Annotated in this window: 26 protein-coding genes; 12 read left to right on the top strand and 14 right to left on the bottom strand. The window is 67.2% G+C overall.

Annotation, left to right across the window (positions count from 1 at the left end):
• The first annotated feature begins 52 nt into the window (after positions 1-52).
• A complete protein-coding gene (locus tag AC50YM_RS11820) occupies positions 53-826 on the top strand; it encodes a tyrosine-protein phosphatase (protein WP_494957142.1) in 774 nt (257 codons plus the stop codon).
• Positions 827-835: 9 nt separating this feature from the next.
• Positions 836-3,295: a S1 family peptidase gene (locus tag AC50YM_RS11815; protein ID WP_494957141.1), complete on the top strand. Its 2,460-nt coding sequence runs from the start codon at positions 836-838 to the stop codon at positions 3,293-3,295.
• Positions 3,296-3,911: 616 nt separating this feature from the next.
• Here the strand turns inward: AC50YM_RS11815 and AC50YM_RS11810 are convergent.
• Positions 3,912-5,120, bottom strand: a complete 1,209-nt coding sequence (locus AC50YM_RS11810; RefSeq protein WP_494957140.1) for a globin domain-containing protein — start codon at positions 5,118-5,120, stop codon at positions 3,912-3,914.
• A 449-nt stretch (positions 5,121-5,569) separates the two neighbouring features.
• On the bottom strand, positions 5,570-5,986 hold the full coding sequence (locus AC50YM_RS11805) for a PaaI family thioesterase (protein WP_494957139.1): 417 nt from the start codon (positions 5,984-5,986) through the stop codon (positions 5,570-5,572).
• 163 nt (positions 5,987-6,149) lie between these two features.
• Here AC50YM_RS11805 and paaZ point away from each other — a divergent pair, with 163 nt between their 5' ends.
• Both paaZ and AC50YM_RS11795 read left to right on the top strand, forming a co-directional pair.
• A complete protein-coding gene (gene paaZ, locus AC50YM_RS11800; RefSeq protein WP_494957138.1) occupies positions 6,150-8,261 on the top strand; it encodes a phenylacetic acid degradation bifunctional protein PaaZ in 2,112 nt (703 codons plus the stop codon).
• Positions 8,262-8,449: 188 nt separating this feature from the next.
• Positions 8,450-8,857: a VOC family protein gene (locus AC50YM_RS11795; RefSeq protein WP_494957137.1), complete on the top strand. Its 408-nt coding sequence runs from the start codon at positions 8,450-8,452 to the stop codon at positions 8,855-8,857.
• A 210-nt stretch (positions 8,858-9,067) separates the two neighbouring features.
• Here the strand turns inward: AC50YM_RS11795 and AC50YM_RS11790 are convergent, their stop codons facing one another.
• From AC50YM_RS11790 to AC50YM_RS11775, 4 genes are all read right to left on the bottom strand, one after another.
• Positions 9,068-9,244 (bottom strand): hypothetical protein, encoded by a 177-nt coding sequence (locus tag AC50YM_RS11790; RefSeq protein WP_494957136.1) that lies wholly within the window; start codon positions 9,242-9,244, stop codon positions 9,068-9,070.
• Positions 9,245-9,398: 154 nt separating this feature from the next.
• Positions 9,399-9,794, bottom strand: a complete 396-nt coding sequence (locus AC50YM_RS11785) for an Asp23/Gls24 family envelope stress response protein (RefSeq protein WP_494957135.1) — start codon at positions 9,792-9,794, stop codon at positions 9,399-9,401.
• Positions 9,787-10,401 carry an Asp23/Gls24 family envelope stress response protein gene (locus tag AC50YM_RS11780; RefSeq protein ID WP_494957134.1) on the bottom strand — a complete coding sequence of 205 codons (615 nt, stop codon included), beginning with the start codon at positions 10,399-10,401 and terminating at the stop codon, positions 9,787-9,789. The genes AC50YM_RS11785 and AC50YM_RS11780 overlap by 8 nt, the downstream gene beginning before the upstream one ends.
• Positions 10,392-11,165: an RNA polymerase sigma factor gene (locus tag AC50YM_RS11775; RefSeq protein WP_494957133.1), complete on the bottom strand. Its 774-nt coding sequence runs from the start codon at positions 11,163-11,165 to the stop codon at positions 10,392-10,394. Before AC50YM_RS11775 ends, AC50YM_RS11780 begins: the two co-directional genes overlap by 10 nt.
• Positions 11,166-11,180: 15 nt before the next feature.
• Here AC50YM_RS11775 and AC50YM_RS11770 point away from each other — a divergent pair, with 15 nt between their 5' ends.
• From AC50YM_RS11770 to AC50YM_RS11750, 5 genes are read left to right on the top strand one after another with little or no spacing between them, the layout of a single operon-like run.
• The gene (locus tag AC50YM_RS11770) at positions 11,181-11,684 is read left to right on the top strand and encodes an Asp23/Gls24 family envelope stress response protein (RefSeq protein ID WP_494957132.1); all 504 of its coding nucleotides are present in this window, start codon (positions 11,181-11,183) and stop codon (positions 11,682-11,684) included.
• Between the two features lie 56 nt (positions 11,685-11,740).
• Positions 11,741-11,920, top strand: coding sequence for a hypothetical protein (locus AC50YM_RS11765; protein WP_494957131.1), 180 nt, complete (start codon positions 11,741-11,743; stop codon positions 11,918-11,920).
• Positions 11,917-12,345, top strand: coding sequence for an Asp23/Gls24 family envelope stress response protein (locus AC50YM_RS11760; protein WP_494957130.1), 429 nt, complete (start codon positions 11,917-11,919; stop codon positions 12,343-12,345). The genes AC50YM_RS11765 and AC50YM_RS11760 overlap by 4 nt, the downstream gene beginning before the upstream one ends.
• On the top strand, positions 12,342-12,929 hold the full coding sequence (locus AC50YM_RS11755; protein ID WP_494957129.1) for a DUF6286 domain-containing protein: 588 nt from the start codon (positions 12,342-12,344) through the stop codon (positions 12,927-12,929). Before AC50YM_RS11760 ends, AC50YM_RS11755 begins: the two co-directional genes overlap by 4 nt.
• 47 nt (positions 12,930-12,976) lie before the next feature.
• The gene (locus tag AC50YM_RS11750) at positions 12,977-13,594 is read left to right on the top strand and encodes a hypothetical protein (protein ID WP_494957128.1); all 618 of its coding nucleotides are present in this window, start codon (positions 12,977-12,979) and stop codon (positions 13,592-13,594) included.
• Positions 13,595-13,973: 379 nt separating this feature from the next.
• Here the strand turns inward: AC50YM_RS11750 and AC50YM_RS11745 are convergent, their stop codons facing one another.
• The 5 genes from AC50YM_RS11745 to AC50YM_RS11725 all read right to left on the bottom strand — a co-directional run bounded on the left by AC50YM_RS11745 (position 13,974) and on the right by AC50YM_RS11725 (position 18,158).
• Positions 13,974-14,801 (bottom strand): DUF427 domain-containing protein, encoded by an 828-nt coding sequence (locus AC50YM_RS11745; RefSeq protein ID WP_494957127.1) that lies wholly within the window; start codon positions 14,799-14,801, stop codon positions 13,974-13,976.
• A gap of 148 nt (positions 14,802-14,949) precedes the next feature.
• Positions 14,950-15,555 carry a TetR/AcrR family transcriptional regulator gene (locus AC50YM_RS11740; protein WP_494957126.1) on the bottom strand — a complete coding sequence of 202 codons (606 nt, stop codon included), beginning with the start codon at positions 15,553-15,555 and terminating at the stop codon, positions 14,950-14,952.
• A gap of 84 nt (positions 15,556-15,639) precedes the next feature.
• Positions 15,640-16,968, bottom strand: a complete 1,329-nt coding sequence (paaK, locus tag AC50YM_RS11735) for a phenylacetate--CoA ligase PaaK (protein ID WP_494957125.1) — start codon at positions 16,966-16,968, stop codon at positions 15,640-15,642.
• A gap of 16 nt (positions 16,969-16,984) precedes the next feature.
• Entirely contained in the window at positions 16,985-17,497 is a 513-nt protein-coding gene (locus tag AC50YM_RS11730; RefSeq protein ID WP_494957124.1) for a hotdog fold thioesterase, read from the bottom strand.
• Positions 17,498-17,828: 331 nt separating this feature from the next.
• On the bottom strand, positions 17,829-18,158 hold the full coding sequence (locus tag AC50YM_RS11725) for a hypothetical protein (protein WP_494957123.1): 330 nt from the start codon (positions 18,156-18,158) through the stop codon (positions 17,829-17,831).
• A 215-nt stretch (positions 18,159-18,373) separates the two neighbouring features.
• Here AC50YM_RS11725 and pta point away from each other — a divergent pair, with 215 nt between their 5' ends.
• Positions 18,374-20,515 carry a phosphate acetyltransferase gene (pta, locus tag AC50YM_RS11720; protein ID WP_494957122.1) on the top strand — a complete coding sequence of 714 codons (2,142 nt, stop codon included), beginning with the start codon at positions 18,374-18,376 and terminating at the stop codon, positions 20,513-20,515.
• 24 nt (positions 20,516-20,539) lie between these two features.
• Here pta and AC50YM_RS11715 read toward each other — a convergent pair whose 3' ends face one another.
• Together AC50YM_RS11715 and AC50YM_RS11710 are read right to left on the bottom strand one after the other, a co-directional pair.
• The gene (locus AC50YM_RS11715; protein WP_494957121.1) at positions 20,540-20,803 is read right to left on the bottom strand and encodes a hypothetical protein; all 264 of its coding nucleotides are present in this window, start codon (positions 20,801-20,803) and stop codon (positions 20,540-20,542) included.
• 169 nt (positions 20,804-20,972) lie between these two features.
• Positions 20,973-21,686, bottom strand: coding sequence for a hypothetical protein (locus tag AC50YM_RS11710; protein ID WP_494957120.1), 714 nt, complete (start codon positions 21,684-21,686; stop codon positions 20,973-20,975).
• Positions 21,687-21,844: 158 nt separating this feature from the next.
• Here AC50YM_RS11710 and AC50YM_RS11705 point away from each other — a divergent pair, with 158 nt between their 5' ends.
• Positions 21,845-23,014 carry an acetate kinase gene (locus AC50YM_RS11705; RefSeq protein ID WP_494957119.1) on the top strand — a complete coding sequence of 390 codons (1,170 nt, stop codon included), beginning with the start codon at positions 21,845-21,847 and terminating at the stop codon, positions 23,012-23,014.
• 178 nt (positions 23,015-23,192) lie between these two features.
• On the opposite strand, the gene AC50YM_RS11700 is transcribed toward AC50YM_RS11705, so the two are convergent.
• Complete coding sequence (locus AC50YM_RS11700) at positions 23,193-24,146, bottom strand: GlxA family transcriptional regulator (RefSeq protein WP_494957118.1); 954 nt, start codon at positions 24,144-24,146, stop codon at positions 23,193-23,195.
• A gap of 101 nt (positions 24,147-24,247) precedes the next feature.
• On the opposite strand from AC50YM_RS11700, the gene AC50YM_RS11695 reads away from it, so the two are divergent.
• Positions 24,248-25,618 carry an alpha/beta fold hydrolase gene (locus AC50YM_RS11695; protein ID WP_494957117.1) on the top strand — a complete coding sequence of 457 codons (1,371 nt, stop codon included), beginning with the start codon at positions 24,248-24,250 and terminating at the stop codon, positions 25,616-25,618.
• Positions 25,619-25,722: the final 104 nt, after the last annotated feature.

Raw genomic sequence — 25,722 nt, 5'->3', positions numbered from 1 at the left:
CTTAGCTGTCAAGATGACGATTCCTGCCGCGCGCCGAGACCAGGCCCAGGGGATGACTGACCCCGGAGCCGGGGACCCCGGAATGGTGTCCCCTGGAACCGTCGACCCCGGAAAGGTGAACGCAGGAACGGTGGCCCCCGGAACCGTCGACTGGGACGGGGCGGTCAACGCCTGGCAGGTGGCCGGCAGCGTGGTCCGGATGGGACGGCGCGAGTGGCTCACCGAGACGGGCTGGCAGCAGGCGTACGACGGCGGCATCCGGACAGTCATCGACCTCCGCAACCCGGACGAGATCCGCCGCCGCGAGACCGACCCCCGGGTGAGCCGCGAGACGCTGGCAGCGTTCGACGTCGTGCACGCCCCCACCGAGGACCCCGGAAACAGCGAGTTCCGCGAGCTCTGCGTGCCCTACCTGAACGATCCGGCGTCGTACCCGGACAATGCCCGGATCTTCCCCGAGAAGCTGGCCGCGGTGTTCCGGGCCGTGGCGGCGGCGCGCGGCGGGGTCGTGATCCATTGCTCCGCCGGCCGGGACCGGAGCGGGATGATCGCGGCCATGCTCCAGGACCTGGCCGGGGCGGGCGAGGATGCCATTGCCCGCGGCTATGAACGAGCCATGCGGGGCATCAACGAGCACCACCGGGTGTCGGGGATCCCGCATCCGCATGAGCGGCATCTGCCCGAGGAGGTTCTCGCGCCGCTGCTCGAAACGCGGGTGGAAAGCCTGCTGCGGTTTGTCCGGAGCGTAAGGACCCGGGATTTCTTACGGCACAATGGCGTAACGGACTGGGAGCTGACTTCCATTCTGGCCAAATTGGGGCGCTAGAGTGACCGGGTGAAGACTCCGAGGTATCAGCTGACAGTGCGGGCGGTGGCGGCTGCCGCCATCGCGCTCGCGGGATCGTTCTACGCCGTTCCTGCGATGGCCGAGGCCGGAGGAACCGACCCCGCCGCTGCGGCGTCGCCGTCGGCGTCGGTGCCGCCGTCGGCGTCGGTGCCGAGCCAGGCGGCCGCCAGCCTGGCAACCGCCAGCCCGATGGCCTCCGGCGCGGCAGCCTCCGTGGCTCCGGCTGTAGCTCCGGCAGGAGCTCCGGAAATCAGCGACGCCGGACTCGCCGAGGCCGTCCGGCGTGACTTGGGCATGACCCTCGAGGAATTCAACGCCGCAGGCCAGCTCGCCAGGACCGCGGCAGACGCCGTTCCTTCCCTGCGGGAGCTCCCCGGCTACGTCGGGATCAGCCTGCAGGACGGCAGGATTCTCGTCGAAGGCAGCGGCAACGAACTGCAGGCCAAGGTCGATGAACTCAACGGGTCCGGAACCGCAGCAGAGTTCCTGCTCGTGGCGCCGGCAGTCGCGCCTTCCGCTGATCCCTCCGCAACCCCATCGGCAACACCCTCCGCCGCCCCGTCGGCGGATCCCTCCGCTGCTCCCGCGAAAGTCCCCACCGCAGCGGAGCTGGTGGCCTCGAACACCGATCAGCTCTTCCAGGCCTATGTCCGCGAGGTCGGCCCGGCCGGACTGCAGGCCGTGGCCTACTCCGGCGGTCGCTTCATCATCCGCACCGGCGGGACGAACGTGGCGGAAGCCGACCTGTCGCAGGCCCAGGAGCTCCGGGCCGCGCTGGCGACGAAAGACTCGGCAATGGTTGCCGTCGACCAGCCAACAGCCCCCGCGTCTGCCCAAGGGAAGATCTCCCCGGCTGACTTCGTGGCCCGCTACGCTAACGTCCAACTTGAGCAGGGGTCACCGATCAAGACGGAAGAGGACCTCTTCGGCGGCCAGGGCATAGTCAACGATCTGAGCTCCGTGTGTTCGGCGGGCTTCGGCGCCTACGGACCCGCCGGTGAGCCCTTGGTGCTGACTGCGGGTCACTGCGCTTACGACGGTGCAGCTCGAGAGACATATATCGAAGACAGCTCATCGGCACCGGCCGCTGGAGCCGCGCCAGTCTGGCCGTTCGTTACCACCGGAACACTAGGCACCTTCGGGTTTAGCCAGTTCGGCGGGACTCAAAATTCATGGGTTCTGAACCCCACGTGGAATACCGGCGATCCTGGGGAACCCGGTAACGTCGGCACGGACATTGCCGTTATCAGCGGGATACGGCCGGATCTGACTGCTCAGCCGGCAGCTAGCAAATGGCGCGGAGACGCACCAGGCTATTCCACCGCAGACCCCATCAACCCGAGACCGACGGCCGTCAAGATCATCGGCATGGTTAGTCCGTTCCAGGGCCAGGACGTTTGTCTCTCAGGTCGGACAACTGGGTGGTCGTGCGGACGAGTCGACGAGGTTGGCATCTATGTTGTGGGCGGCATGACGTACGCCAACAATTCCAACGACGTTCGGGCCTTCAGCGGGTTTCGTTCCAATACGGTTGAGTCCAGCGGGGGAGATTCCGGCGGTCCGTGGATCAGCGGAAACTTCGCTGTGGGTACTCACTCGGCGGGCGAGAACAGGGGGGCAAGTGAAAGGTTCGCGGTCGCAACTACGCTTGCGGACTCGTTGACACACATCCCGACGGCCGTGCAGCTCCAGCTGTTCCTTAACAAGCCCGAGATCGTAGGCCCGGAGTACCGGACCTTCATGGCGGGCCAGCCCATCACCGGCCGCGTCCCGGCCGCCCCGGCTTCGGCCGTTGCCGCCAACTCGAAGGTGCGCATCACCGTTGACAAGCAGACGGTCGAGGTGGCGGTCGACGCCGCCGGCAACTGGGCTTACCCGGCGCCCGATACCTCCGGCCCGCTGAAGCTCACGGCCGAGACGGTGAACGGATTCAGCCGCTCCGGTGTAGCCTCCCTGGCCGTCAACATCACGAACCTGGACGCGCCGGTGATCACCACCCCTGCCGAAGGTGCGGCGCTGGAGTCCGTCACCCGCATCGACGGCACCGGAACCCCGGGGCTCACCGTGAAACTCACGGGCGACATCAGCGGCTCGGCAGTCGTCGAACCGGACGGCCAGTGGCGTATCACCGTCGAGGAGCCCGCACCGGGCCGCTACTCCTTCCGGGCGGTCCAGACGTCCCCCGGCGAGGCGGACAGCTCAGCGGTCACGCGGAGCTTCACGGTTGTGGCGCCGGTCGTTGTCCCGGCGGAGCCCGCCGAGCCGACGCCGACGATCGCACCGGCGGTGCCCGAGGTTCCGGCCGCCCTGACCCCAGTGCTTCCGGCAGGATCCGGCCAACTGCCGGACACCGGCGCCGGGTCACTGCTCCCGACGGCGGGGCTTGCCGGCGGAGTGATCCTTCTGGGCGGCGTCCTGCTGGCTGCCGCCCGGCGCCGAACGGTCTGATAACCAGCCGCCTGCCGCACTGCGCCCGGCAACTGGTCGGCTAACCAGCCGCCTGCCGCACTGCGCCCGGCAACTGGTCGGCTAACCAGCCGCCTGCCGCACTGCGCCCGGCAACCCGCTGGGCACCCCGTTGCCGCACGGGGGAACTTCACGGGCCCGCGGGGCCCGCGGAAGCCTCGGGTTCGCCGGAGCGTTGCGGGGGAGGCTGTAACGGAACAGCGACGCCGCAGCTCCGGGGCGACCTCGGCGAAACAGCTGCCGACGGCGGGGCTTGCCGGCGGAGCGATTCTCCCGGGCGCCGTCCTGCTGGCGGCCGCCGCCCGGCACCAAGCCACGCCGGGCACCCCGCTGCCGCACGGGGGAACTTGACGGGCCCGCGGGGCAGGCGGAAAGCCTCGGGGTCGCCGGAGCGTTGCGGGGGAGGCTGTAACGGAACAGCGACGCCGCAGCTCCGGGGCGACCTCAGCGAAACAGCTGCCGACGGCGGTGCCTGCCGGCGGCGCAATCCTGCCGGGCACCCTCCTGCTGGCGGCCGCCCGGCGTCGACCTATCATCTAACTAGCAGCGGATGACCGGCGTCAGAGGACGCCGGTCACCCGGTCCCCGGCAGCCGCCCCTACTGGAAGTCCGCCAGCCAGAGGTCCGGGCCGAACACCTCGTACTGGATGTCTTTCGCCGGCACGCCGCGGGCCACGAGCGCACTCCGGACCGACTTCAGGAACGGCAGCGGCCCGCAGAGGTAGTACTCGGCGTCCTCGGGGAGATCCGCCGCCCCGACCTCCATGAAGCCGGAGAACTCGGAGTCCGACGCTGTCCGGCCCTCGGCAGGATTGAGGTACCACGTCTTCAACGACCCGTCCGGGAAGCTGGCCAGATCCTCCCGGACCTGGCCCCGGAGCGGGAAGGCCGCCTCGCTGTCATCGGCGTGCAGCATCATCACCTGGCGCTGGGAGCCGGACTTGACGAGGTGCGAGAGCATGCCCGCCATCGGGGTGATCCCGATGCCCGCGCTGGCAAGGACCAGGGGCCGGTCCGTGTACTCGAGCACCACATCGCCGAAGGGCGCGGAGAGCACCACCTCGTCGCCCACCTGGACCTCGTTGTGCAGCAGGTTGGACATCTCGCCGTCGGGAGTCTCCAGCCCGTGGACCCGCTTCACCGCGAACTGCCGGTGCTGCCCGTCGTCGGCCTTGGTGAGGCTGTACTGCCGGGGCTGGTGCACGCCGTCGTGCATCCGCATCTTGATCGTGACGTACTGCCCGGGCAGGGACGGCTTGACCTCGCGCTCGTCCATCCGCTCGACGACGAACCTGACGACGTCGTCCGTCTCCTGGATCTTCTCGGCCACCCGCCAGGTCCGCCAGATCGTGTCGGGGCTGAGGTGCACCGCGTTGTACAGGCCCCGTTCCTTGTTGATGAGCATGTTCGCCATCAGCCAGTAGACCTCGTCCCACGCCGCGGCAACATCGGGCGTCACGGCGTCGCCGAGCACATCCACGATGGACCACATCAGGTGGTCATGGACAATCTGGTACTGGTCCGGGCTCAAACCCAGCGAAACGTGCTTGTGCGCGACCCGGGACAGGAGATGGTCCGGGACCTGGTCCACGTTGTCGACCAGCAGCCCGGCGAACGCCGCGATGGACCCCGCGAGGGCCTGCTGCTGGCGGCCGTCGGCCTGGTTCCCTCGGTTGAAGAGTCCGTCCAGCAGGTCCGGCCGCGCCTCGAACATGTGTTTGTAGAAGCGTTTGGCGATCTCCTCGATGTGCTCGCCGACCACAGGCAGCGTTGCCTTAATGACGGGGAGTGCGGTGTCTGAGAGCATGGTGGATCCCTTCCGTGCGACCGGCAAAACCAGTGGTGTCGGCTGAATCAGCACTTCCACGCTAACAGTCCGCCCCCGGGGCCCAGCGGGTCCATCGGCCCTACACCGGCGGGCGGGATGGGTGTACGCGACGGCCGGGTCCGGGGCTGCGCGAGGTCCGCCTGTTCGCGGTGCCCGCGGGAAACCTCGGGGTCGCCGGAGAGCTGCAGGGACGCGGTAACGTTACAGCGAACGTGCAGCGCTCCGGCGACCCCGGCGAAACTGGTGGCTTAGCCGCGGCTCTTGGCCAGCCCGCGACGAGGGCAAGCGGCTCAGTTCCGGCTCCGCGCCGGCTGTTGAGGCATCGGGCACACCTGCCGCCCCTCCCAAGCGCACCGTCCGCCACCCGGCCGCCGGCGACCACCCCGCCGGCGACCACCCCGCCGACCGCCGGTTGCCTCGTCCCCCGGTCAGGCCTTCCGGTCCAGCAGCAGGTTGGTGATCCGCAGGGTGCAGAGCCGCTCCCCGGCGGCGTTCGTGATCACCACGTCGTGGGTGGTCAGGGTGCCCCCGAGATGGATGGGCGTGGCCGTGATCGTGATGAGCCCTTCGCGGGCGGACTTGTGATGCGTGGCGGAGACATCAACGCCGACTGCCGTCTTGCCCAGGGTGCTGGCGTGGATGACCGCAGCCCAGGAGCCCACCGCCTCCCCGACAGCCAGCGACGCGCCGCCGTGCAGCAGCCCGAAGGACTGCCGGTTGCCCTCCACCGGCATCGTGGCGACGACCCGCTCCACGGATTCCTCGACGATCTTCACGCCCATCTTCTCGTCGAGCTCACCGAGGGTGATCTTCCACAGCTCGGTATTCCGGGGTTCCGGCGCCATAACGTTCTCCTCTGTGGCCGGAAATCCAAGGGCTCAGGCCGGATCGGGCCGCCGCAGCTAGTGTGCGTCAAGCCTCATTCATGTACTGTAGACATATTACCGAACGGACGGTCAGTAATGCTGGCCGTGTTGATCTTGCCCCCGTTGGAAGGACCCGTCAACGATGACCACCACTGCAACTGCTCCGGAACCCACAGTAGACACTGTCGAGATCGTTCCCAGCTTCATCAAGGATTCATGGTGGACGCCCGACGCCGCCTCCGCTGCCGGCGCTGCCTCCGTCCTGGACGCCAGCACCGGTGAACTTCTCGCCAAGGTGAGCACCGAGGGACTCGACCTCGCCGCCGTCGTGGACTACGGACGCACCACCGGCCAGGCCGAACTCGGCAAGCTGACCTTCCACCAGCGCGCACTGAAGCTCAAGGAGCTCGCGCAGTACCTCAACGGCCGCCGCGAGGAATTCTACGCGTTCTCGGCCCAGACCGGCGCGACCAAGATCGACTCGATGGTCGATATCGACGGCGGTATCGGCGTGCTCTTCACGTTCGGCTCCAAGGGCCGGCGCGAGCTCCCGAACTCGCAGGTGATCGTGGACGGCCCGATGGAGGTGCTGTCCAAGGACGGTTCCTTCGCCGGCGAACACATCTACACCCGCATCCCCGGCGTCGCCGTGCAGATCAACGCCTTCAACTTCCCGGTCTGGGGCATGCTCGAGAAGTTCGCCCCGGCCTTCATCGCCGGCGTGCCCACCATCGTCAAGCCCGCCACCCCCACCGGCTATGTCACCGCCGCCGTGGTCAAGGCGATCATCGAATCCGGCATCCTGCCCAAGGGTTCGCTGCAGCTGATTTCCGGCTCGGTCCGCACCATGCTGGACCACCTGGACTACCGCGACATGGTGGCCTTCACCGGCTCCGCGTCCACCGCCAACACGCTCAAGTCCCACGCCAACGTGGTCAAGGGCGGGGTCCGCTTCACCTCGGAAACCGACTCCCTGAACGCCTCGATCCTGGGCACCGACGCCGTCAAGGGCACCCCCGAATTCGACGCCTACGTCAAGTCCCTCGTCACCGAGATGACCTCCAAGGCCGGCCAGAAGTGCACCTCGATCCGCCGCGCCATCGTGCCGCAGGCGCTCGTGCAGGACGTCATCGCCGCCGTGGGGGAGCGGATCAAGGAGCGCATCGTCCTCGGTGACCCCCGCGCCGACGGCGTCAACATGGGCGCCCTGGCCTCCCTGGAGCAGCTCGCCGATGTGCGCGCGGCCGTCCAGACCATGCTCGACGCCGGCGGCGAACTCGCGTACGGCACGCTCGATTCGCCGAAGGTCACCAGCGCGGACGGGACGGTCGGCGTCGTCGAGGATGGCGCGTTTATGTCCCCCGTGCTGCTGAGCTGGGCCGATCCCGAGGCCGACGAGGTCCACTCGCTCGAGGCCTTCGGCCCGGTGTCCTCGGTAATCGGCTACACCGATCTGGCCGACGCCGTCCGCCTCGCCGCCCGCGGCGGCGGATCCCTCGTCGCCACGGTCTGCACCAACGATCCCGACGTGGCCCGCGAACTCGTCACCGGCATCGCCGCCCACCACGGCCGCGTGCACATGCTCAACCGTGAGGACGCCCGCAGCTCCACCGGCCACGGTTCACCGGTCCCGCACCTGGTCCACGGTGGTCCGGGCCGCGCCGGCGGCGGCGAGGAGCTCGGCGGCATCCGCTCCGTGCTGCACCACATGCAGCGCACCGCGATCCAGGGTTCACCGAACATGCTGACCGCCGTGACGGGCGTCTGGCACACCGGAGCCGACCGCAACTTCACGCTCGAGACCGAAGGCCAGCACCCGTTCCGGAAGCACCTGAGCACCCTGCGCATCGGCGACTCGATGCGCTCCGGGCTGCGCGAAGTGACCCTGGACGAGATCACGAAGTTCGCCAACTCCACCGGCGATACCTTCTACGCGCACACCAACCAGGCTGCCGCCGAGGCCAACCCGTTCTTCCCGGGCATCGTGGCACACGGCTACCTGCTGCTGGCCTGGGGCGCCGGACTGTTCGTGGAGCCCGCGCCGGGCCCGGTGCTGGCCAACTACGGCCTGGAAAGCCTGCGGTTCATCACCCCGGTGGCCGCTGGCGACTCCATCCGGGTCACCCTGACCGCCAAGAAGATCACCCCGCGCGAGACCGACGAATACGGCGAGGTGGCCTGGGACGCCGTCCTGAACAACCAGAACGACGAAATCGTAGCCACCTACGACGTCCTCACCCTCGTGGAGAAGTAGCCTTTTCCCACACCCGCGCCACGACCCCCGCCGAGGTGAGACTCGGCGCCTGCCCCACCCTCGCCGAGGTGAGATTTCGTGCCCATTGTGCCCGCTGACATGGGCATGAAATCTCACCTCGGCGCTTTAAGTTGCCGGTTCTTTCCACCCCGCACCGGCGTAAAATTTGCTTCGTAGGAGGTGGCGAAATGACCCTAGTTCTAAACAAAGCCACAACAGTCCTGCCAGTCGATGACGTCGAGCGCGCCCACCGCTTCTATGCGGATACCCTGGGCCTGCCGGTCCGCGGCAAGGCAGACGATGGAAGTGAACTATTTGGCAGCGACGGCGGCCCCATGCTGCAGTTGATGCCAGTCAGGGACGGAAAGCATTCCGATCACACGACCCTGAGTTTTGAAGTCTCCGAGATCGAGCGGACCGTCCGGGAGATGGAAGCCAAAGGCGTCCAGTTCCAGGACTACGACCAGCCGGACCTCAAGACCGAGAACCACATTTGTACAACTGATTCCGAGAAGTGCGCCTGGTTCATGGACACCGAGCACAACATCCTCTGCGTCCACGAGAACATCACCACGGCGGCTGACTACCAGCTCTAGCCGCCAGCATTTGGCCTAACTCACCCAACCAACAGCGTCCCGGCATGCCGGGGCGCTGTTCTCCTGCTCCGGGGCCGGGGGAACTTTGGCGCGGAAACGCCGGTCTTCGTCGGCGGAACGGGCGCTGCGGCCATCAAAGTGCCCCCCAGCCGCTCAAGCGGGATTTGCGCCGCGCCATCCCCGATGGCAGGGGCGTGGGTACGGTAACTGTCATGTGTCTCGGTGGTCTTCATCGGGATCCTGGGCCGTTGTTTCCCCGTCCGCAGTCTGTCGTTCGTCATGTACGCGTTTTGTACCTTTGCGGCGGCCAAAAGACATCAGCGCGAAGAGGACCGCCAGGACGACGATGATTCCCGCGATGATCAGGATGAGCTGAACGGTTTCCATTGTTGTGCCTCTTCCGTTTTGTTACCGTGCGCCCGCATCTCTGCCGGCCCTGCTGTCATTGAGTAAAAGGTGGCAGCCCGGCGGTGTCGGTCTCCCCGGTGTAGGCGCATGCTGCGCGACCACAGGTGGTGTGCAGCCGGTGACTGCACCCGGGTTAAAGCATTGTGGTGCCGCGGTGGGGCTCTATGGCGAGGATGGTGATGTCGATTGTGCCTGGGGTGAGGCCGGTATGGCTGATGGTTTCGCGCACGCGTTGCTGAACTGTTTCGGCGACCTGGAGGGCGGTGTAGGCGATGTCGGTGACGATATCGAGGTGGACGCGTGCAGTGCCGTCGCTGATTGTCGCCGTGACGCCGTTGTGCCGGTAGGTGCCGTTTTGGCTGCCTGGATTGCGGCGGTTGTGCACGGCGGGCAGACCGAGCCGGGCCAGGAAGCCCTGGATGGTGGGCTCAAGTCTGAGGACTCCGGGTGTTTCCAGAGTCGTGCGGGTGGCGAGAGAGGCTATGAGCTGGCTGGTGATGAGTGAGCCTCGGAGGGGTCGGTCAGACATCGTAGAGGTCCTCCACAGTGATGTTGACGGTTCCGGCCCCAATACCGACGGCCGCCGGAATCGCATTGCTGATCTCTTGTCGTAGCGCCTCCGCAACCAGGGGGATGACGACGTCCGGGGCGGTGGCAACCCGAAGGTTGACGATGAGGCGAGGACCGGCGTTGGTGGCGCTACCGGTGGCTCCAGACGGGTGGTTTTCGCCGGCCAAGCTGGCGGCGGCTGAGCGTAATTCGATGCGGCAGCGTCGTGAGTGGACACCGGGGACCGCTGCGGCCGCAAACCGGACGAGGGAGCCCAGGGCCAGTTCGCTGATCTCCGTGGTGCCGTTGCCTGCGCTCCGCAGGAGGAGTCGGCGGCCGCCCCGGGCTTCCGCGCGGGCCACGTCCACGATGGCTTTCTTGATCTCGGGACGGGGTTTCAGCGCCGGATTATGAAGGTCGCTTTCCCGTAGTAGACGGGTTGCTTCACTGAGTCTTTGCAGCCGGCTTTTGGCAGTCTGGCAATGTTTGCACTGTCCTTCATGTGCGGTGGGTGGCCGGTCGATGTTTGCCCAGATGAGGTCGATGCTGAGGCCGCAGCCGAGCCGGGGGATGTCGTCTAGCGCCATTGGCTCATCCCTTCTGCTATCTGGTGCCGTGCCCGGGCGAGTGTGCCGCGAACGGCTGCCGGGCTGATCTTCAGTGTGACACCAATCTCGGCGTAACTGCGTCCATGCATTTCCCGCAGCAGCCAGCAGGCCCGCTGTGCCGGGGAGAGCGTGTTCAAGACTGCGGTCAGGCCATCCTGTTCGGCGGACCACTCAGCCTCGTGGGCCGGATCCGATGCGGCCGGCACGGCGCGGCCGCAGGCTTCGGGGATGGTGTCCAAGTCTTCCGAGTCGATGATGTTCTCGGCATGGGCGGACCGCTTGCGCAGCAGGTCCAGGCATTTGTTCGTCGCCAGCCGGTAGATCCAGCCACCGAAAGCATCGACATCAGCAAGCATGGGAAGACAGCGCCAGCAGGTTGTCAGAGTCTCCTGCACGATGTCTTCGGCTTCGCCGATGTCGTTCAGCATCCGAAATGCCAGCCGAAAGAGTCTGGACTGATAGGTGAGCACCAAGTGTTCGAATGCTGCCAGGTCGCCGTCCTGGGCGCGGGCGACGATACTCCCCTCGTCCAGGGCCGGTTCGAAGCCGGGGCCAGGATCACCCATGCGCTGTCCATCCCGTCCGGTTAGTTTCCGGCGCCTGCCCCCAATATCCCACAGCCAGCCCACGCCGGAAACCGAACCGCGGTTCTGTTGCCCCGTGAGAAAAGCAATCTGCGCTATCACGTGACGATTCCTGTCGGGCTTCGTCTTTATGGGTGTAAGCACGATCACGAGTACCACGAGGAGATGTTTTCCATGACAGAGACACCCAGGACCCCCGGAGCTTCCAGCGGCGTCATGACGACCTCCGAGGAGCAGAAGCACAGCAGGGATCTGGAAAAATCGAAGGCGAGGGACGCACTGCACACTGATCGCGGTGCCACCACGATCGAGGAAACCGTGGTGCAGAAGCTGGCCGGCATGGCCACCCGTGAGGTTCCCGGCGTGTACGCCATGGGCAGTGCCGGCCGGCGCGCGTTCAGCGCCCTGGCCGAACGCATTCCCGGTTCCCAGACCAATGTCAGCGGCGGTGTCAGTGTGGAAAAGGGCGAACGTCAGACAGCCATCGATGTTTCCATCGTCGTCGAGTACGGGTTCTCCGTGGTGGAGGTCAGCCAGGCCATCCGCCGCAACATCATTCAGTCTGTTGAACGCGCCACTGGGCTGGAAGTGCTGGAAGTGAACGTCAATGTCACCGATGTCCACCTGCCCGAAGAGGAACACGACGACCAGCAGGTCCAGAAGACTCAACTGCAGTAACCACCCGTCGAAATATCCCCGAGAAGGGGAACGGGACGATGAGGAAAAGGATGGCTATGTCTACAACACGGTGGTGCCTGACGATAGGGCTGGTACTGGGAATTGTCTTGGGCTTCGGCGGCTGGCTGGCGCTGCTGACAGCGGTAATCCTCGGATTCATCGGTCTGGTGGTCGGTCGGGTCGCGGAAGGAAAACTCGATATGCAGGCCCTGTTCGGTAGAGCATCGAGCCGATGAACCCGCGAGGAGCCCACGCGCTGCCTCTGCCCTTGGCTGGGGCCGCCGGCGAGGACTTGGGCGAGACGGGCACGCGGGGGCAGACCGTCGTGGCGGCCAGGGTGATTGAGAAAATCGTCGGCCAGGTCGCCAGCGACGAATCATCCGCCGGCGGTTCCTCCGGCGGGTTTCTGGGCATCGGAAGCCGTGCTGATCTCTCCGCCCGGCCCAAGGCGTCCGTGGAACTCACCGGGAACATCGCGACCCTAAGAGTCGAAGTCGGGATGCTGTATCCGGTGCCGTTACGCCAGGCGACCGAGGAACTGCGCAACCGGATCGCTGCCCGGGTGACAGAGCTGACTGGAGTTGACGTCCGGCAGGTCGACATCAGGATCTCCTGGCTCACCACTGGCGCGGACACCAACGGACGAAGGAAGCTGCTATGAGCCGGTACGACCAACGGTCCACGCGCCTGCGGCACCGGCCCAGCCGCGCCGTCCCGGCACTCATCGTCGGAATAGTGCTCCTCGCCGCCGGTGTCGCCCTGGTCTGGCTGAGCCTCACCCGCTTGGTCAACGGCTCGTGGCCCACCCTGCTGCAGGGACCCCGCGACTGGCTCACCGCGATGGCATGGAACGACCCTGCCGCCTGGCAACTGGCGATAGCCGCCGTCGTCGCTGGGGTGATCCTGTTACTGTGCGCCATCGTTCCCGGAGGGTTCAGCGCCCTCACCATCGATGATTCCGGGACCGGCGCCGGAGATGGGGCGCCACCGGTGCGGGAGCAGGAAACAGTGATGACCCGCCGTGCCGTCGCCCGCCTGGCCAAAGCCCGATGCCTGCAGATCGACGGCGTCGGCTCTGCCTCTGCGACAGCCACCACCCGGCGCGTACACGTGAAAGTGACGACTTCCCTGCACGAGCCCGGCGACCTGCGCACCAGGATCACCGACGCTGTCCGGGTCCGTTTGGAAGAGACTGGACTCTCGCCGGTTCCGCAGGTTACCGCCACGGTCCGGTCCGGTGACTAAGACTTTCGCGCACCCGCCCACTGCGACTAATTGAAGGATGGCTTCCGATGAGACAGACCGCAGGAACCCTGAACCGGATCTGGTTGACGATTCTCGGCATCCTTGTCCTGGCCGCCGGCACCGCACTGCTCCTGCAGGCCAGCGGGACCCTGCATCCTCTTCTAAACACCGCCCCCGCAGGAACATCCGTCGTCACCGGTGATCTGCACGCGGTCTTCGCGCCGCCGTGGGTGGCAGCCATCTTACTGATCATCGGAGTCATCATCGGGGTCCTTGGGCTGCTGTGGATCATCGCCCAGATCCCGAGGAAAAACACAGCAGGCGCCTACCGCCTCCATTACGACGGTAGCCAGGGATTCACCCTCTGCGACCCTTCCGTCCTGGCCGCTGCCGTCGAGAGGCAGATCGACACCCTGCCCGGTGTCGTCACTTCCGCGGCCCTGCTGCGAGGAACGGCCAACGCCCCCGACCTGACCTTGAAGGTGACGGTCAACGACAGGGCCGACGTCCAGGACCTCATCCACCGCATTCAAACATCCACCCTGCCGGAGCTCTCCAGCGCACTGGAGGCGCCCCTGCAGCGCAGCCGGCTGCAGATCGACATTAGCGGACGAACTCAAAGCACCGGAACCGTTGTCCTTACCACCGGCACCGTCGTCCACTAGCATCTGCACCTTTTATGCGCCGGAGCGCTCCTGTCGGGTTCAGTTGTGTCTGCACAGATGTCGCATTCGGAAGCGCCTCGCCGTTTTCCTTCAACATGGCCGAGGACCCGACCTCAATTTCATTGCCGTCAGGCGGGGCAGGGGCACATTGACACGGACACGCCGGTATTCGGCGGCGAATGGACCCCCAAGGGCGTCAAAGTGCCCCCGGATCGCAACGAGGTGGCTGCGAAACCCCTCCCGTGGCCGTCAAAGTGCCCCCGGACCGCCGGACCGCCGGACCGCCGGACCGCCGGACCGCCGGACCGCCGGACCGCCGGACCCCCGGACCGCTGGGACGCCGCGGCTGGAGGCCGAGGGAACGAGACCCCTGCAACCGTCAGGCCGCCTCCGGACCGGGGCGCGACCATGGAGTCACCGGTTTGGGCTGCAGAACGCCTGCCACCGTCAGGTCGACGCGCTCGTTGAAGAAGCTGATCAGGCCGTGGATCTGCGCGGCGTCGAGGAACCGCCGGTCGTAGCTCCATGCGACGTTCCGGCCCTTCACGGAGCCCGGGTGGGTCCAGTAGCCGGCCTGGCCCTTGTACGGGCACACGGTCCGCTTAGGGCTCTCCTCCAGCAGGTCCAGCCGGACGTCCGCGGGCGGGATGTAGTAGCGCACCGGCAGCAGCGTCTCGTAAAGCAGCTGCGCGCCGTTGGTGCGGGCCAGCGTCACGCCGTCGAGCGCCACCTCCACGTCCTGGGACGACGCACGGATGTCCACGCGGTGGAACGGGTCGCGGGGGTGGCCGATGATCTCCTCATCGTCCTCCAGCCAGGTGAAGAGGTCGAAATCCAGCACGACATAGCCGGCCAGATCCGGGTCCTCGGGCCGGAAGGCGGCGTGGGAAGCCGTCGCCGATGCCGTCATGACGTCGAGCTCCTCGCCGGCGATGGTGTGCTTGCCAAACGCGGTGGTGGGATCGAGCATCGTCGGGGCCCCGCCCGCGCGGATCGCGAACGGATGTTCCGCGACCGAAGCCGCCGGCCGGTCCGGCGCGGTGAGGTAGGCCTGAAGATCCTGCTCCGGCACGGCAAAGACGGGTGTGACCCGCCGCGGTTCCCACACCAGGCAGGCCTGCAGTGTGTCGACGACGGGGTCCCGGCCGAGGCTCGCTCGGACCCTCTTGGGGGTGGGTTCATAGCGCAGCAGGGGGATTGTGCCCATTATCACCTGGGATAATTTCGTGGCCATCCTCCCAGCGTGGCCCGGGTGCCGGGTGCCGTCAATGGGATTCTGCGCGGCGCACCGGAGACGCGATTGGGCCCGACGCGCGAGCCCAACGCAGCCGCCCCGCGGCCTGGAAAAAAACGCCTTAGCGCGGGACGTGCAGGCCGCGGAAGACCATGGTGATGACGTCGTCGGCCAGTTTCTCGGGGGAGAGGGGGCCGCCGGGTTTGTACCACTCGACGATGGAGTTGATCGTGCCGAAGAGCAGCCGGGTGACGGTGCGCGGGTCGATGTCCTGCCGGAGCGAGCCCTCGTCCCGGGCAGCGGAAATCAGGGCCGCGACCTTGTGGTCGAACGTGCGCCGGCGTTCCATCGCGTCGCGCTCGATCTCGGTGTTGCCGCGCAGCCGCAGCAGCAGGGTGACGAACGGCAGCCGCTCCACCAGCACCGAGATGGTCTCGCGAAGCACGAATTCCAGCCGGGCCTCGGCGGTGCCGGTCTGGGCCTGCGGCTGTTCCAGGATCCCCTCGAGGCCGCCCAGTGCGTGGTTCAGGGCCAGCTTCAGCAGGTCACCCTTGGACGGCACGTGGTGGTAGATCGCCGACTTTGAGATGCCCAGGTTTTCGGCGAGGATGCCCATCGACGTGGCGTCGTAGCCGTGGCGGTTGAAGACGTCGACGGCGATCAGCAGCACCGACTGCTGGTCATAGCCGGGACGGCCGCGTTTGGTGCTGGTGGCTGTTGTGGGCATAGTCGCTAGTTTCTCACGATCAGATGATCAGCCAGCCCGCCGGCGGCCCGGGTGGGCCGGCCCGGCGGGCTGGACACGAGGTGGTCAGGCCTTGGGGCGCATGTCGTAGATCCGGCGGAGCTTGCCGTTGGACCGCTCCAGGGAGCCGGGCTCGACGACGTCGACAGCGCAGGAGGACCCGACGTGGATCTTGATCTGCTGCTGCAGGACCTTGGCGGCCGAGGCAACCCCCTCGGCGGTGACGGACTCGCGGCGTTCGATCTTCACGGTCAGCTGGTCCATCCGCTGGCCCTCGGGCCGGGTGAGCTCGAGCTGGAAGTGCGGGCTCAGCTCGGGGATCCGCAGCGCGATCTCCTCGATCTGCGACGGGAACAGGTTCACGCCGCGCAGGATGATCATGTCGTCGCTGCGGCCGGTGATGCGGCCCATGCGGCGGTGCGCGGGTCGGGCGGTGCCGGGCAGCAGGCGGGTGAGGTCCTTGGTGCGGTACCGGATGATCGGCAGCGCTTCCTTGGTCAGTGAGGTGAAGACCAGCTCGCCGGGTTCGCCGTCGCCCAGGACCACGGAGGAGTCGAAGGCATCGATGATTTCGGGGCGGAAGTGGTCCTCCCAGATGTGGCTGCCGTCCTGCGTTTCCACGGCCTCTCCGGCGACGCCGGGCCCCATGACCTCGGAGAGCCCGTAGATGTCGCAGGCCTTGATGTTCATCATTACTTCGAGCTCGTGGCGCATTTCCTCGGTCCACGGCTCGGCACCCAGCACGGCGTACTTGAGCGAGGTCGACGCCGGGTCGATGCCCTGCTTCATCATCGCGTCGGCAATGGTCAGCAGGTAGGTCGGGGTGGCCAGGATCGCGTCTGGCTTGAAGTCCTGGATCAGCGTGATCTGGCGTTCAGTCTGGCCGCCCGAGATCGGGATGACCGTGCAGCCGAGGGCCTCGGCGCCGGCGTGGGCGCCCATGCCGCCGGTGAACAGGCCGTAGCCGTAGGCGTTGTGGACCTTCATGCCCGGGCGGACGCCGGCGGCGCGCAGTGAGCGTGCCACGAGCTTGGCCCAGTCGGCGAGGTCCTTCTTGGTGTAGCCGACGACGGTGGCGCGGCCGGTGGTGCCGGAGCTGGCGTGGATGCGGGCCACCTCGCGCTGCGGCACGGCGAACATACCGAAGGGGTACTCCAGGCGGAGGTCCTCTTTGGTGGTGAACGGGAACTTGCCCAGGTCGGAGAGCTCGCGGAGGTCGGTGGGGTGGACGCCGGCCTCATCGAACTTGCGCTTGTACAGGGCTACACGGTCGTAGGCGTAGGCCACGGTGTGCTGCAGGCGGCTGAGCTGCAACGTCTCAAGCTCGTCGCGGGAAATGGTTTCTTCGCGGTCCAGGACGGCATCACTGGTGCTGGCGACGGTTTCTTGGGTCATCTGGGGTTCCCTGTTTCTATTTCTTGGAGATGGTGCGGCTGCGGCCGCGGAACTCGGCGACGAGTTCGCCCGGGAGGATATCGGTGGGGAGTTCGCCCGGGACCGTGGCGGGGGCCGGGCCGGCGGAGGACTCCGGGGAGCCCACGCCGGGATCGGCGGCGTAGATCTGGATGTCGTAGAGGCCGCTGCGTCCGGTGCTGGCGCGGCGGTTGGCGACGGCGGTCAGGACCTGGCCGCGGAAGGCGGGCTTGAGGAAGTTGATGTCGACGCCGGAGGCGACGGTGATGTTGCCCTCGTCAGCCGGGCTCGGGGTGCTCTGGTTGCAGGCCAGCGCGAAGGCTGTGTCGCCGAAGGCGAAGATCATCCCGCCGTGGGCCATGCCGAATCCGTTCAGCATTTCCTGCCGGAGCGTCATGCGGATGGTGGCATGTCCGTCGTCCAGCGCCACTACCTCGATGCCCATCCACTCAGACGCGTAGTCGTCTTTGAGGATGGGGTGAATGTCACCGGAAACCGTCGATCCAGCCATGCGTCATTGCCTCCAGCTTTATTTACCGAATGTTCATTAGGTAATCCCATTATGGCGCCTTCTGTCAAGAGCGGGCGACCTCCGGGCACGCGTTGAAGACACAGTTCGGGGCTGGCAGGGCTGGTGGGAGCGGCACCCCGGGCGGGCAGAATGTCGCCGACCCCGGTGCTAATACTGGCGCGACGCCGACGCGCGGTGCGCGCCGTAGCGACACCCACGCCGACGCCGCTGCCGTGCGCGCCGACGCGCGGTGCGCGGTGCGCGCCGTAGCGACGCCGGCGCCCGGCTGCCGCCGACGCGCCGGCCGCAGGATGCCGCGAGGTCCTCCGGTTCAGTTCCGTTCGAAGGTCAGCGCCCAGGGTTCGCTTCCGCTGCCGGTCTGGGTCCATCCGTCGTGCCGGACGTCGCTGACGAGCTCTTCCAGGCAACGGGTCATGCCCGGGGCCCATTGTTCCTCCGGCGGCATTGGCGAGGCCGGCGTCGGGGACACGAAAGTGGAGCTGGTGTAGCGGACCTCATCGGCCACCCGGCCAACGAACCGGAACTGCGTGCTGCCGAATTGGGACGAGAGGGTGGAGAGGATGCGGGCCCACCAGGCGGTGCCGCCAATATCCTGCAGTTCAACATGAAGCGTTTCCACGAGATCCCCTGCCCTGGCCATCCGATGCACTTTCGCTGCCGGCCGTCCGGATCGGAATCGAACACGGTCGCGGTCGGTGGCGTCAGCGCCTGCCCTTCAGACTGGCTGGCGGGGGCCGGATGGGTAAGGGGCCAAAGTCCCGCGGGCGGCCTCCGGGTGCCGCATGGAGAAACCCCCGCTACAGGTGAAAGTATGGAGGGAACGAGCATCACCACGGCACAACCTAAGGGCGAACCATGGCCAAAGGAATCTACGTCAGCGCGACCACCCCGGGCTCGGGGAAGTCACTCATAGCCCTCGGACTCGCGGACACTCTGCACCGGCACGCGGACCGGATCGGGTTCTTCAAGCCGGTGGTCAACGGCCACGACGCCGCCTCGGACCCGATGGTGGCGCTGATGAAGTCCCGGTTCAACCTCGACGACGAACGCTGCCGCGGCGGGCTGACCTTCCCCGAGGTCCGCAGCCTGCTCGCCGAGGGCAAGCGCGAGGAGATCGATGCGCGCTGCGTGGAGATCTTCGCGGAGATGTCCCGGCACTGTGACGTCGTGATCGTGGAGGGCACCGACCTGACCGGCCAGGATGCCGCCGTCGAGTTCGACCTCAACGCCCGGCTGGCCAACAACCTCGCCGCCGCCGTCGTCGCCGTCGTCGGGGCGAAGGGCCGCACCGTCGCGGAGGCGGTCGACGCCGTCGAGGTCGCCCGCAAGGAACTCGTCGCCGAGCGCTGCACGCTGCTGGCCATCATGGTCAACCGCGCCGATCCGGAGGACCTCGAGGCCATCGCCGCCGCGGTCCGCCCGGGCGCCTCCGGCCGTCCCGTGTATGTGCTGCCCGAGCTGGAGGAGATCGCCCGGCCCACCACCGGCGAGGTGGCCGCCGCGATGGGGATGGGCCAGGTGGCCGGCCTCGCCGACCTGGAGCGCGACGTGCGTTCGGTGAAGGTCGCGGCTATGTCCGTGGCCAACTTCCTGCACGTGCTCGACGACGGCGCGCTGGTGATCGTGCCCGGTGACCGCGCCGACGTGCTCGTCGCCTGCCTGGCGTCCTCGTTCTCGCCGGAGTTCCCGGTGCCGTCCGCGCTGATCCTCACCGGCGGCCTGGCCCCGGACCCGACCATCTATTCGCTGCTGGCGCAGGCCCCGTTCCCGATTTTCGCCGCCCCCGACGACACCTACGTCACCGCCAAGCGCGTCTCCGAGGTGCGCAGCGAGATCTGGTCCGGGCACCGCCGCAAGGTGGCCTCGGCCCTGGGGCTGTGGGCCCGCCGGGTGGACGAAACGGAGCTGCTGGAGCGGCTGCACCTGCCGCGGCTGGAGCGGATGACGCCGCTACGCTTCCTGCATGACCTGATCGAGCGCGCCCGCACCGACCGCCGCCACATCGTGCTGCCGGAGGGCACGGACGTGCGCATCCTGCGGGCCGCGGAGATCCTGCGCCGCCGCGACGTCTGCGACCTGACCCTGCTGGGCCGCGAATCCGATGTCCGTGAGCTCGCCTCGACCCAGGGCATCGACCTGACCGGCATCAGCATCATCGATCCGGCCACGTCGGAGCTGCGCCAGGGCTTCGCGGAGAAATACGCCGAGCTCCGGGCGCACAAGGGCGTTGACCTGGCCAAGGCCCTCGAGGTCATGCTGGACGGGAGCTACTTCGGCACCATGATGGTCCAGCTCGGCGTCGTGGACGGAATGGTCTCCGGCGCAGCGCACACCACGGCGCACACCATCCGGCCGGCGCTGGAGTTCGTGAAAACGCGCGACGGCGTCAAGATCGTCTCGTCCGTGTTCCTGATGCTGATGCCGGACCGGGTGCTGGTCTACGGCGACTGCGCCGTGAACCCGGAGCCCAACGTGGAGCAGCTCGCGGACATCGCGCTGGCCTCGGCCGAAACCGCGGAACAGTTCGGCGTGGAGCCGCGGGTGGCCATGCTCTCCTACTCCACCGGCGGCTCGGGCGCCGGCGAGGCCGTGGACGCGGTCCGCCAGGCCACCGAGCTGGTCCGCGCCCGCCGCCCGGACCTCGCCGTGGAAGGCCCGATCCAGTACGACGCCGCCGTCGACGCCGCCATCGCCGAGTCGAAGATGCCCGGCTCGTCCGTAGCGGGGCAGGCGACCGTCTTCATCTTTCCGGACCTCAACACCGGCAACAACACCTACAAAGCGGTCCAGCAGTCCTCCGGCGCGGTCGCCGTCGGACCCGTGCTGCAGGGCCTGCGCAAACCGGTCAACGACCTCTCCCGCGGCTGCACCGTGGAGGACATCGTGAACACGGTGGCCATCACCGCGATCCAGGCCCAGTCCACGGAGCCCGACGCCGGGCGGGCAGCCGCCGCGTCGTCGGCACCTGCGGAGCAGGCTGCGGCTGCCCGCGCCTAGCCAGAGCGCCAGCGCGGGATCCGGTCAGCTGTTTTCAGGCTTCGCGGGGCTGTCCGGATCTTCCTGCTTGGCGGGCTCATCGGACAGGCCCGACGGCGTGAGGTCCAGGTCTTCGAGATTCTCGGGGGCCTCGGGCGCTTCTCCGGTCTCGGCGGACTTGAGCTTCCCGGTGTCGTCCAGCGCCGGGTTCGCGCCCTCGACTCCGGTGGGATCCGGCTTGCCGGACCCGCTGGTTGAGTCGGTGCCCTCCGGCTCGTTGGCCTCTTGCTGGATTGGCTGATCAGTCATGGAAATCCCTCCGTGCGTTGTCCAATAGGTCCGCCGACTCTAAGCGGTCGCCGCAGCTGTGCGCAACGGCCCCGCCGCGGCTCCCGCACCGCTCCGCTGGCGTGGCAGGAAAGTACTCGACGAAGTGAGGAAGCGGTCCGGCTGAGAGCGAACTTCGCCCTGGTCGTCTTCAGAGGTCGTGGGGACAAATTTCAGTGCCCGCCAGCTCAGGCCTTCCCTGTCCGAATGAGGAGTCTTCGTCTCTTCCGGCCCAGACCACACCACCTCCAGGGCAGGGCATCACAGCGAATGCCATGCCGTCATGCTGGGCCCGCAGGTGGCGCCCGTCATCCTCGACCACTTTCCAGCCCGCCGCTTGCAGCGCTGCACGATAGTGCTGCAACACATCGACGTCTCCTGAGAGCACAAATCCGCGGGAACAGCCGCCGACACCACTCATGCCGCCACCACTGAAATGGCCGATGTGCTCGATGGAATCGAACGCCCGCTGGGACTCGCGATCTGCAGTGGCCATGGGCTCATCCGAGCCCCCGATCACGCATTGTGGAGTCGAATTGAACTGCGCCTCCATCCGGGCCCCAAGTGCCGCGGGGGTGACCGCGAACATCCCGATCAGCATGAGGACCGGGATCGCCACGGCCGTCAGCCGCATCCACCGACGTGTCGAGAGCATCAAGCCGATCCCGGCAAAGACCGCGACCAGACCCAACGCCAATCCGGAGGGACCTGCCGTCAACCCCCAAATGAGCCCCTCGAACGCGGTACCGCTGACATCGCCGTAAATTCTCATGAAACCGTAGTGGACCAGCACAGCCAGCACCGCCAGTCCTGCCCCAATGACGAGCAGCACCACGGCGGAGACCACTCGTCCGGTCACGGGCATGGCTCAGTTTAATCCCGCCGGACCAAATGTCCACAGCAGCCGGTTCGCCAGCCCCCGTCCGGGTCCGGACCTATAGTGGGTCCTGTGGAGCGCCCGGCCGGCTGCGGCCTCGCGCCAAGCGCCACCAACACAGCATCAGCCAAGGCTTAGGAGGCCCAGTGCTCGTCCTCGTTATCAACTCAGGTTCGTCCTCACTGAAGTTCCAGGTCCGCGACGTCGAGGCCGGCAGTGTGCTCGCCGAAGGGCTGGTCGAGAAGATCGGGATGGGCAACGGCGGCGGGGGCGACGGCCAGATCGAAGGCCCGCAGGACCACGCCGAGGCACTGGAGCAGGTGGACGCGGAGATCCACACGGCGCTGGGGGACCGGACGCTGGATGCTGTGGGCCACCGCGTGGTGCACGGCGGCGAGCGCTTCGGCGAGCCGGTGCTGATCGACAACGAGATCACGCGCGCCATCGAGCGGCTCAACCCGCTGGCGCCGCTGCACAACCCGGCCAACGTCCTCGGCATCCGCGCCATCGCCAAAAAGTGGCCGGACATGCCGCAGGTCGCCGTGTTCGACACAGCCTTCCACCGCACCCTGCCCGAGCACGCCTGGCGCTACGCGGTGCCGGACGCGCTGTACACAAACCACGGAATCCGCCGCTACGGCTTCCACGGCACCTCGCACGAATACGTCGCGCACCGGGCCGCGGCGCTGCTGGATGTCCCGGTGGACGAGTTCGACGCCGTCATCGCCCACCTCGGCAACGGGGCCTCGGTCACGGCGATCCGCGGCGGCCAGTCCGTGGACACCTCAATGGGCTTCACCCCGCTCGAGGGCCTCGTAATGGGCACCCGCTCCGGCGACCTGGACCCGTCCATCCTGGTCTTCCTCGGCCGGGCCGGCTGGTCCCCGGAAGACCTGGACTCCATGCTGAACCGCGAGTCAGGGCTCAAGGGCCTGGCTGGCAACAACGACATGCGCTCCGTGGTGGAGGCCGCGGACGCCGGCGACGCCAAGGCAGCCATGGCGCTCGCCGTCGCGTCCTACCGGCTCGCGAAGTACATCGGCGGCTACCACGTCGCCGTCGGCGGGGCGAAGGCCCTCGTCTTCACCGCCGGGATCGGCGAGAACTCGCACCAGTTCCGCACCCTGGTCGCGGACCGGCTCGGCGCACTGGGCGTGCAGCTCGACGCCGGCCTGAACCGGGAGCGGTCCAAGGAACCCCGTGTGATCTCCACTCCCTCCTCGGCCATCCCGGTGCTCGTGGTCCCCACCGACGAGGAGCGGGCGATCGCCGAGGCCACCGCCGCCGTCGTCACCCACCCATCGGCTGCTCCGTAGCGGCCCTTTTCGCGGCTCAGAAGGGCACTTGCGGAGCAACCGATCTTCATTCCCCTGCGGGGCCAGCGAGAATGGCCGGCACCGGACGGGCCAGGACCGGCGCCCTCCAACTTCAGATCGGCGTCGAGCAGGAGATATGCGTTCATTCCGATTGAAGAGCCGGCCACGCCGGGACGGTCTAGGCTGGCGCAGCTTGCCGGTTCCGGCCTTGGTAGAGGCGGCGGTAGCTTGAGGGTGTGGTGTTGAATTTCCGGGTGAAGTGGAGCCGGAAATTTGCTGTCGTTCCCAGTCCCGTCCTTGAGGCAACCGCCTGCACCGTAAGGTCAGTGGTTTCCAGGAGCCGGCATGCTTCGGCTATGCGTTGATCGTTCAGCCACCTTAAAGGTGTCATCCCCGCTTCGGCCGTAAATTTCCGTGCGAAGCTCCTAGGTGCCCACCCGGCATGGGCGGCCAGCTCGTTCATTGTGAGCGGTTCAGCCAGGTTCTGCCTGGCCCAGGCGCAGGTGTCGGCGAAGAGGGCCATTGGTGCGGCGACTGCACGGTCCATGAACTGGACCTGGCCTCCTTCCCGGTGCGGGGCCACGACCATCCTTCGTGCGATGCTGTTGGCCGCCTCCGTTCCATAGTCCTTGCGGACCAGGTGCAGGCATAGGTCTATGCCTGCCGCGACCCCGGCGCTGGTGCTGACGCTGCCTTGGTCTATGTACAGGACGTCTGCGTCGACGGTGACGGCCGGGTACAGGGTTTGAAGGCGTTCGGCGTTCTTCCAGTGGGTGGTTGCCCGCTTGCCGTCCAAGAGACCTGCCGCAGCGAGAGCGAAGGCGCCGGTGCACACCGACACCACGCGGGCTCCGTTGGCCGCTGCCTGACGCAGAGCCTCACAGACTTCCGCGGGCGGATCGTTGAGCGGTGCGTAGCCGGGCACCACGACTGTATCCGCGGACAGGAGGGCGTCCAAACCATCCCGGGCCTGGATGGAATACCCGGAGGTTGTCGGCACCAGGCCAGGTTGGGCTGCGCAGACCCGAAAGGAGTACCGTCCCCGTTCATCTTCGTGACCGAAAACCTGCGCAGGAATGGCAAGGTCAAAAGCGACCACTTCCGGCAGTGCCAAGGCGACGACTCGGTGCATAGGGCCCACTGTAGCCACCCAGGCACCGGATGGGCAGGATCCTTTCCATACAGGGCATTTTGCCCCGCATTTCCGCTGCCGGTGACTGACAGCATGGGCGCATGACAAACTTTCCGGCGGTGCAGGAATTGACGGCTACCACTCCCACGGGCCCCACATCCAAGGGCCGGGACCGTCCGCCCGGCGCTGGTCCTTCGCCGAAGGGACACCTGGGTTGGGCAGTGGCAGGCTCTTTGCTTACCGGGGTCCTCGCTGCACTACTGCTGGCCGCCGCGCCGTTCATTCCGGCAACCGAAAGCGGCGTGACCGGCGCCATCCTGTTGGGGCTTGCCTCGGGGTGGGCCATGGTGGCGGTGTTGTCGGTGCGGTTCACGGATCAACCACAGAGATGGGCCGTGGCTCCAGCGCTTTTCCTGGGCCTGGTCGGATTCCTGCTGGTGGCGTTCGGTTCCCCAATGCACGAGACGCTCACGTGGGTATGGCCTCCGGCCTTGCTGGTGTTAGTGGTTTGGATGGTGGCCAGGGCGCATCGGCAGCTTCGAAGCCGGAGCGGGCGCGTGCTGCTCTACCCGGTGATCGCGATGCTGGGTCTGGCTTCGCTGGGCAGCGGCTACGAAACGGTGCGCGAAGCGGTGGATGCAGGGGCATCTCCGGAGCAGGGCCAGCTGATCGACGTCGGCGGACACCGCCTGTACCTGAACTGCACCGGATCAGGCAGTCCTACTGTCTTGATCGAACCCGGCGCCGGCCTAATGTCGTCCGATCTGGCATTGATCGCACCGCTTGTTGCCCGGGACACGCGGGTTTGCGTCTACGACCGCGCTGGACGTGGGTGGAGCGAACCGGCGGGGACCGCGCAGGACGGGGCCCAGATAGCGACAGATCTCCACGCATTGCTGCAGCGCGGGAACGTTCCGGGACCGTATGTGCTGGCCGGCCATTCATTCGGGGGTCTCTACGCACTGACTTTCGCTGACCGCTACCCCGATGATGTGGCCGGATTGGTCCTGGTGGACTCGACTGCACCAGCATCAGACCCGGAATCAGAACACCCCATTCGCACCGACTCTGACGACTCGATCAGCCGTGTCACCGCACTGGTCTCGAGCGCAGCGCGACTGGGCGTCGGCCGGTTGCTCGGTGTGACACCAAGCCACCTCCGAAGCACGGTCAACGAGTACATTCAGGCGGGTTCCTCCGCGCAGCAGGCTGCCGCCCTGAGAAACTTCGCCGACAAGCCGCTGGTCGTTCTGACCGCAGGCAGTGGAAGCCAGCCCGGCTGGGACGCCTCGCAGGAAGCCCTTGCCTCGCTCTCAACCAACAGCCTGCACCGCGTCGTTGACGGGGCCACCCATGCGTCATTTGTCACCGACCAAGAGGACGCGGCCGCGACCGCGCGGGGGGTCCTCGACGTCGTCTCCGCCGTGCGGACTGCCAGCCCGCTCATCCCGCAGGACGGAGGCAGCCAGTGACTCCCGCATCGGGGGATAGCGGCACCTCGTTGATCCTGCCGCGGGTGGGGCCCTGCGGCGTGTTCCATTCCACGGGTGTTCCCTGGCTCAGGGACATCAGCACT

It is taken from the genome of Pseudarthrobacter sp. RHLT1-30-1 (assembly GCF_059383415.1).
This window is presented reverse-complemented; position numbering and strand designations above follow the sequence as displayed.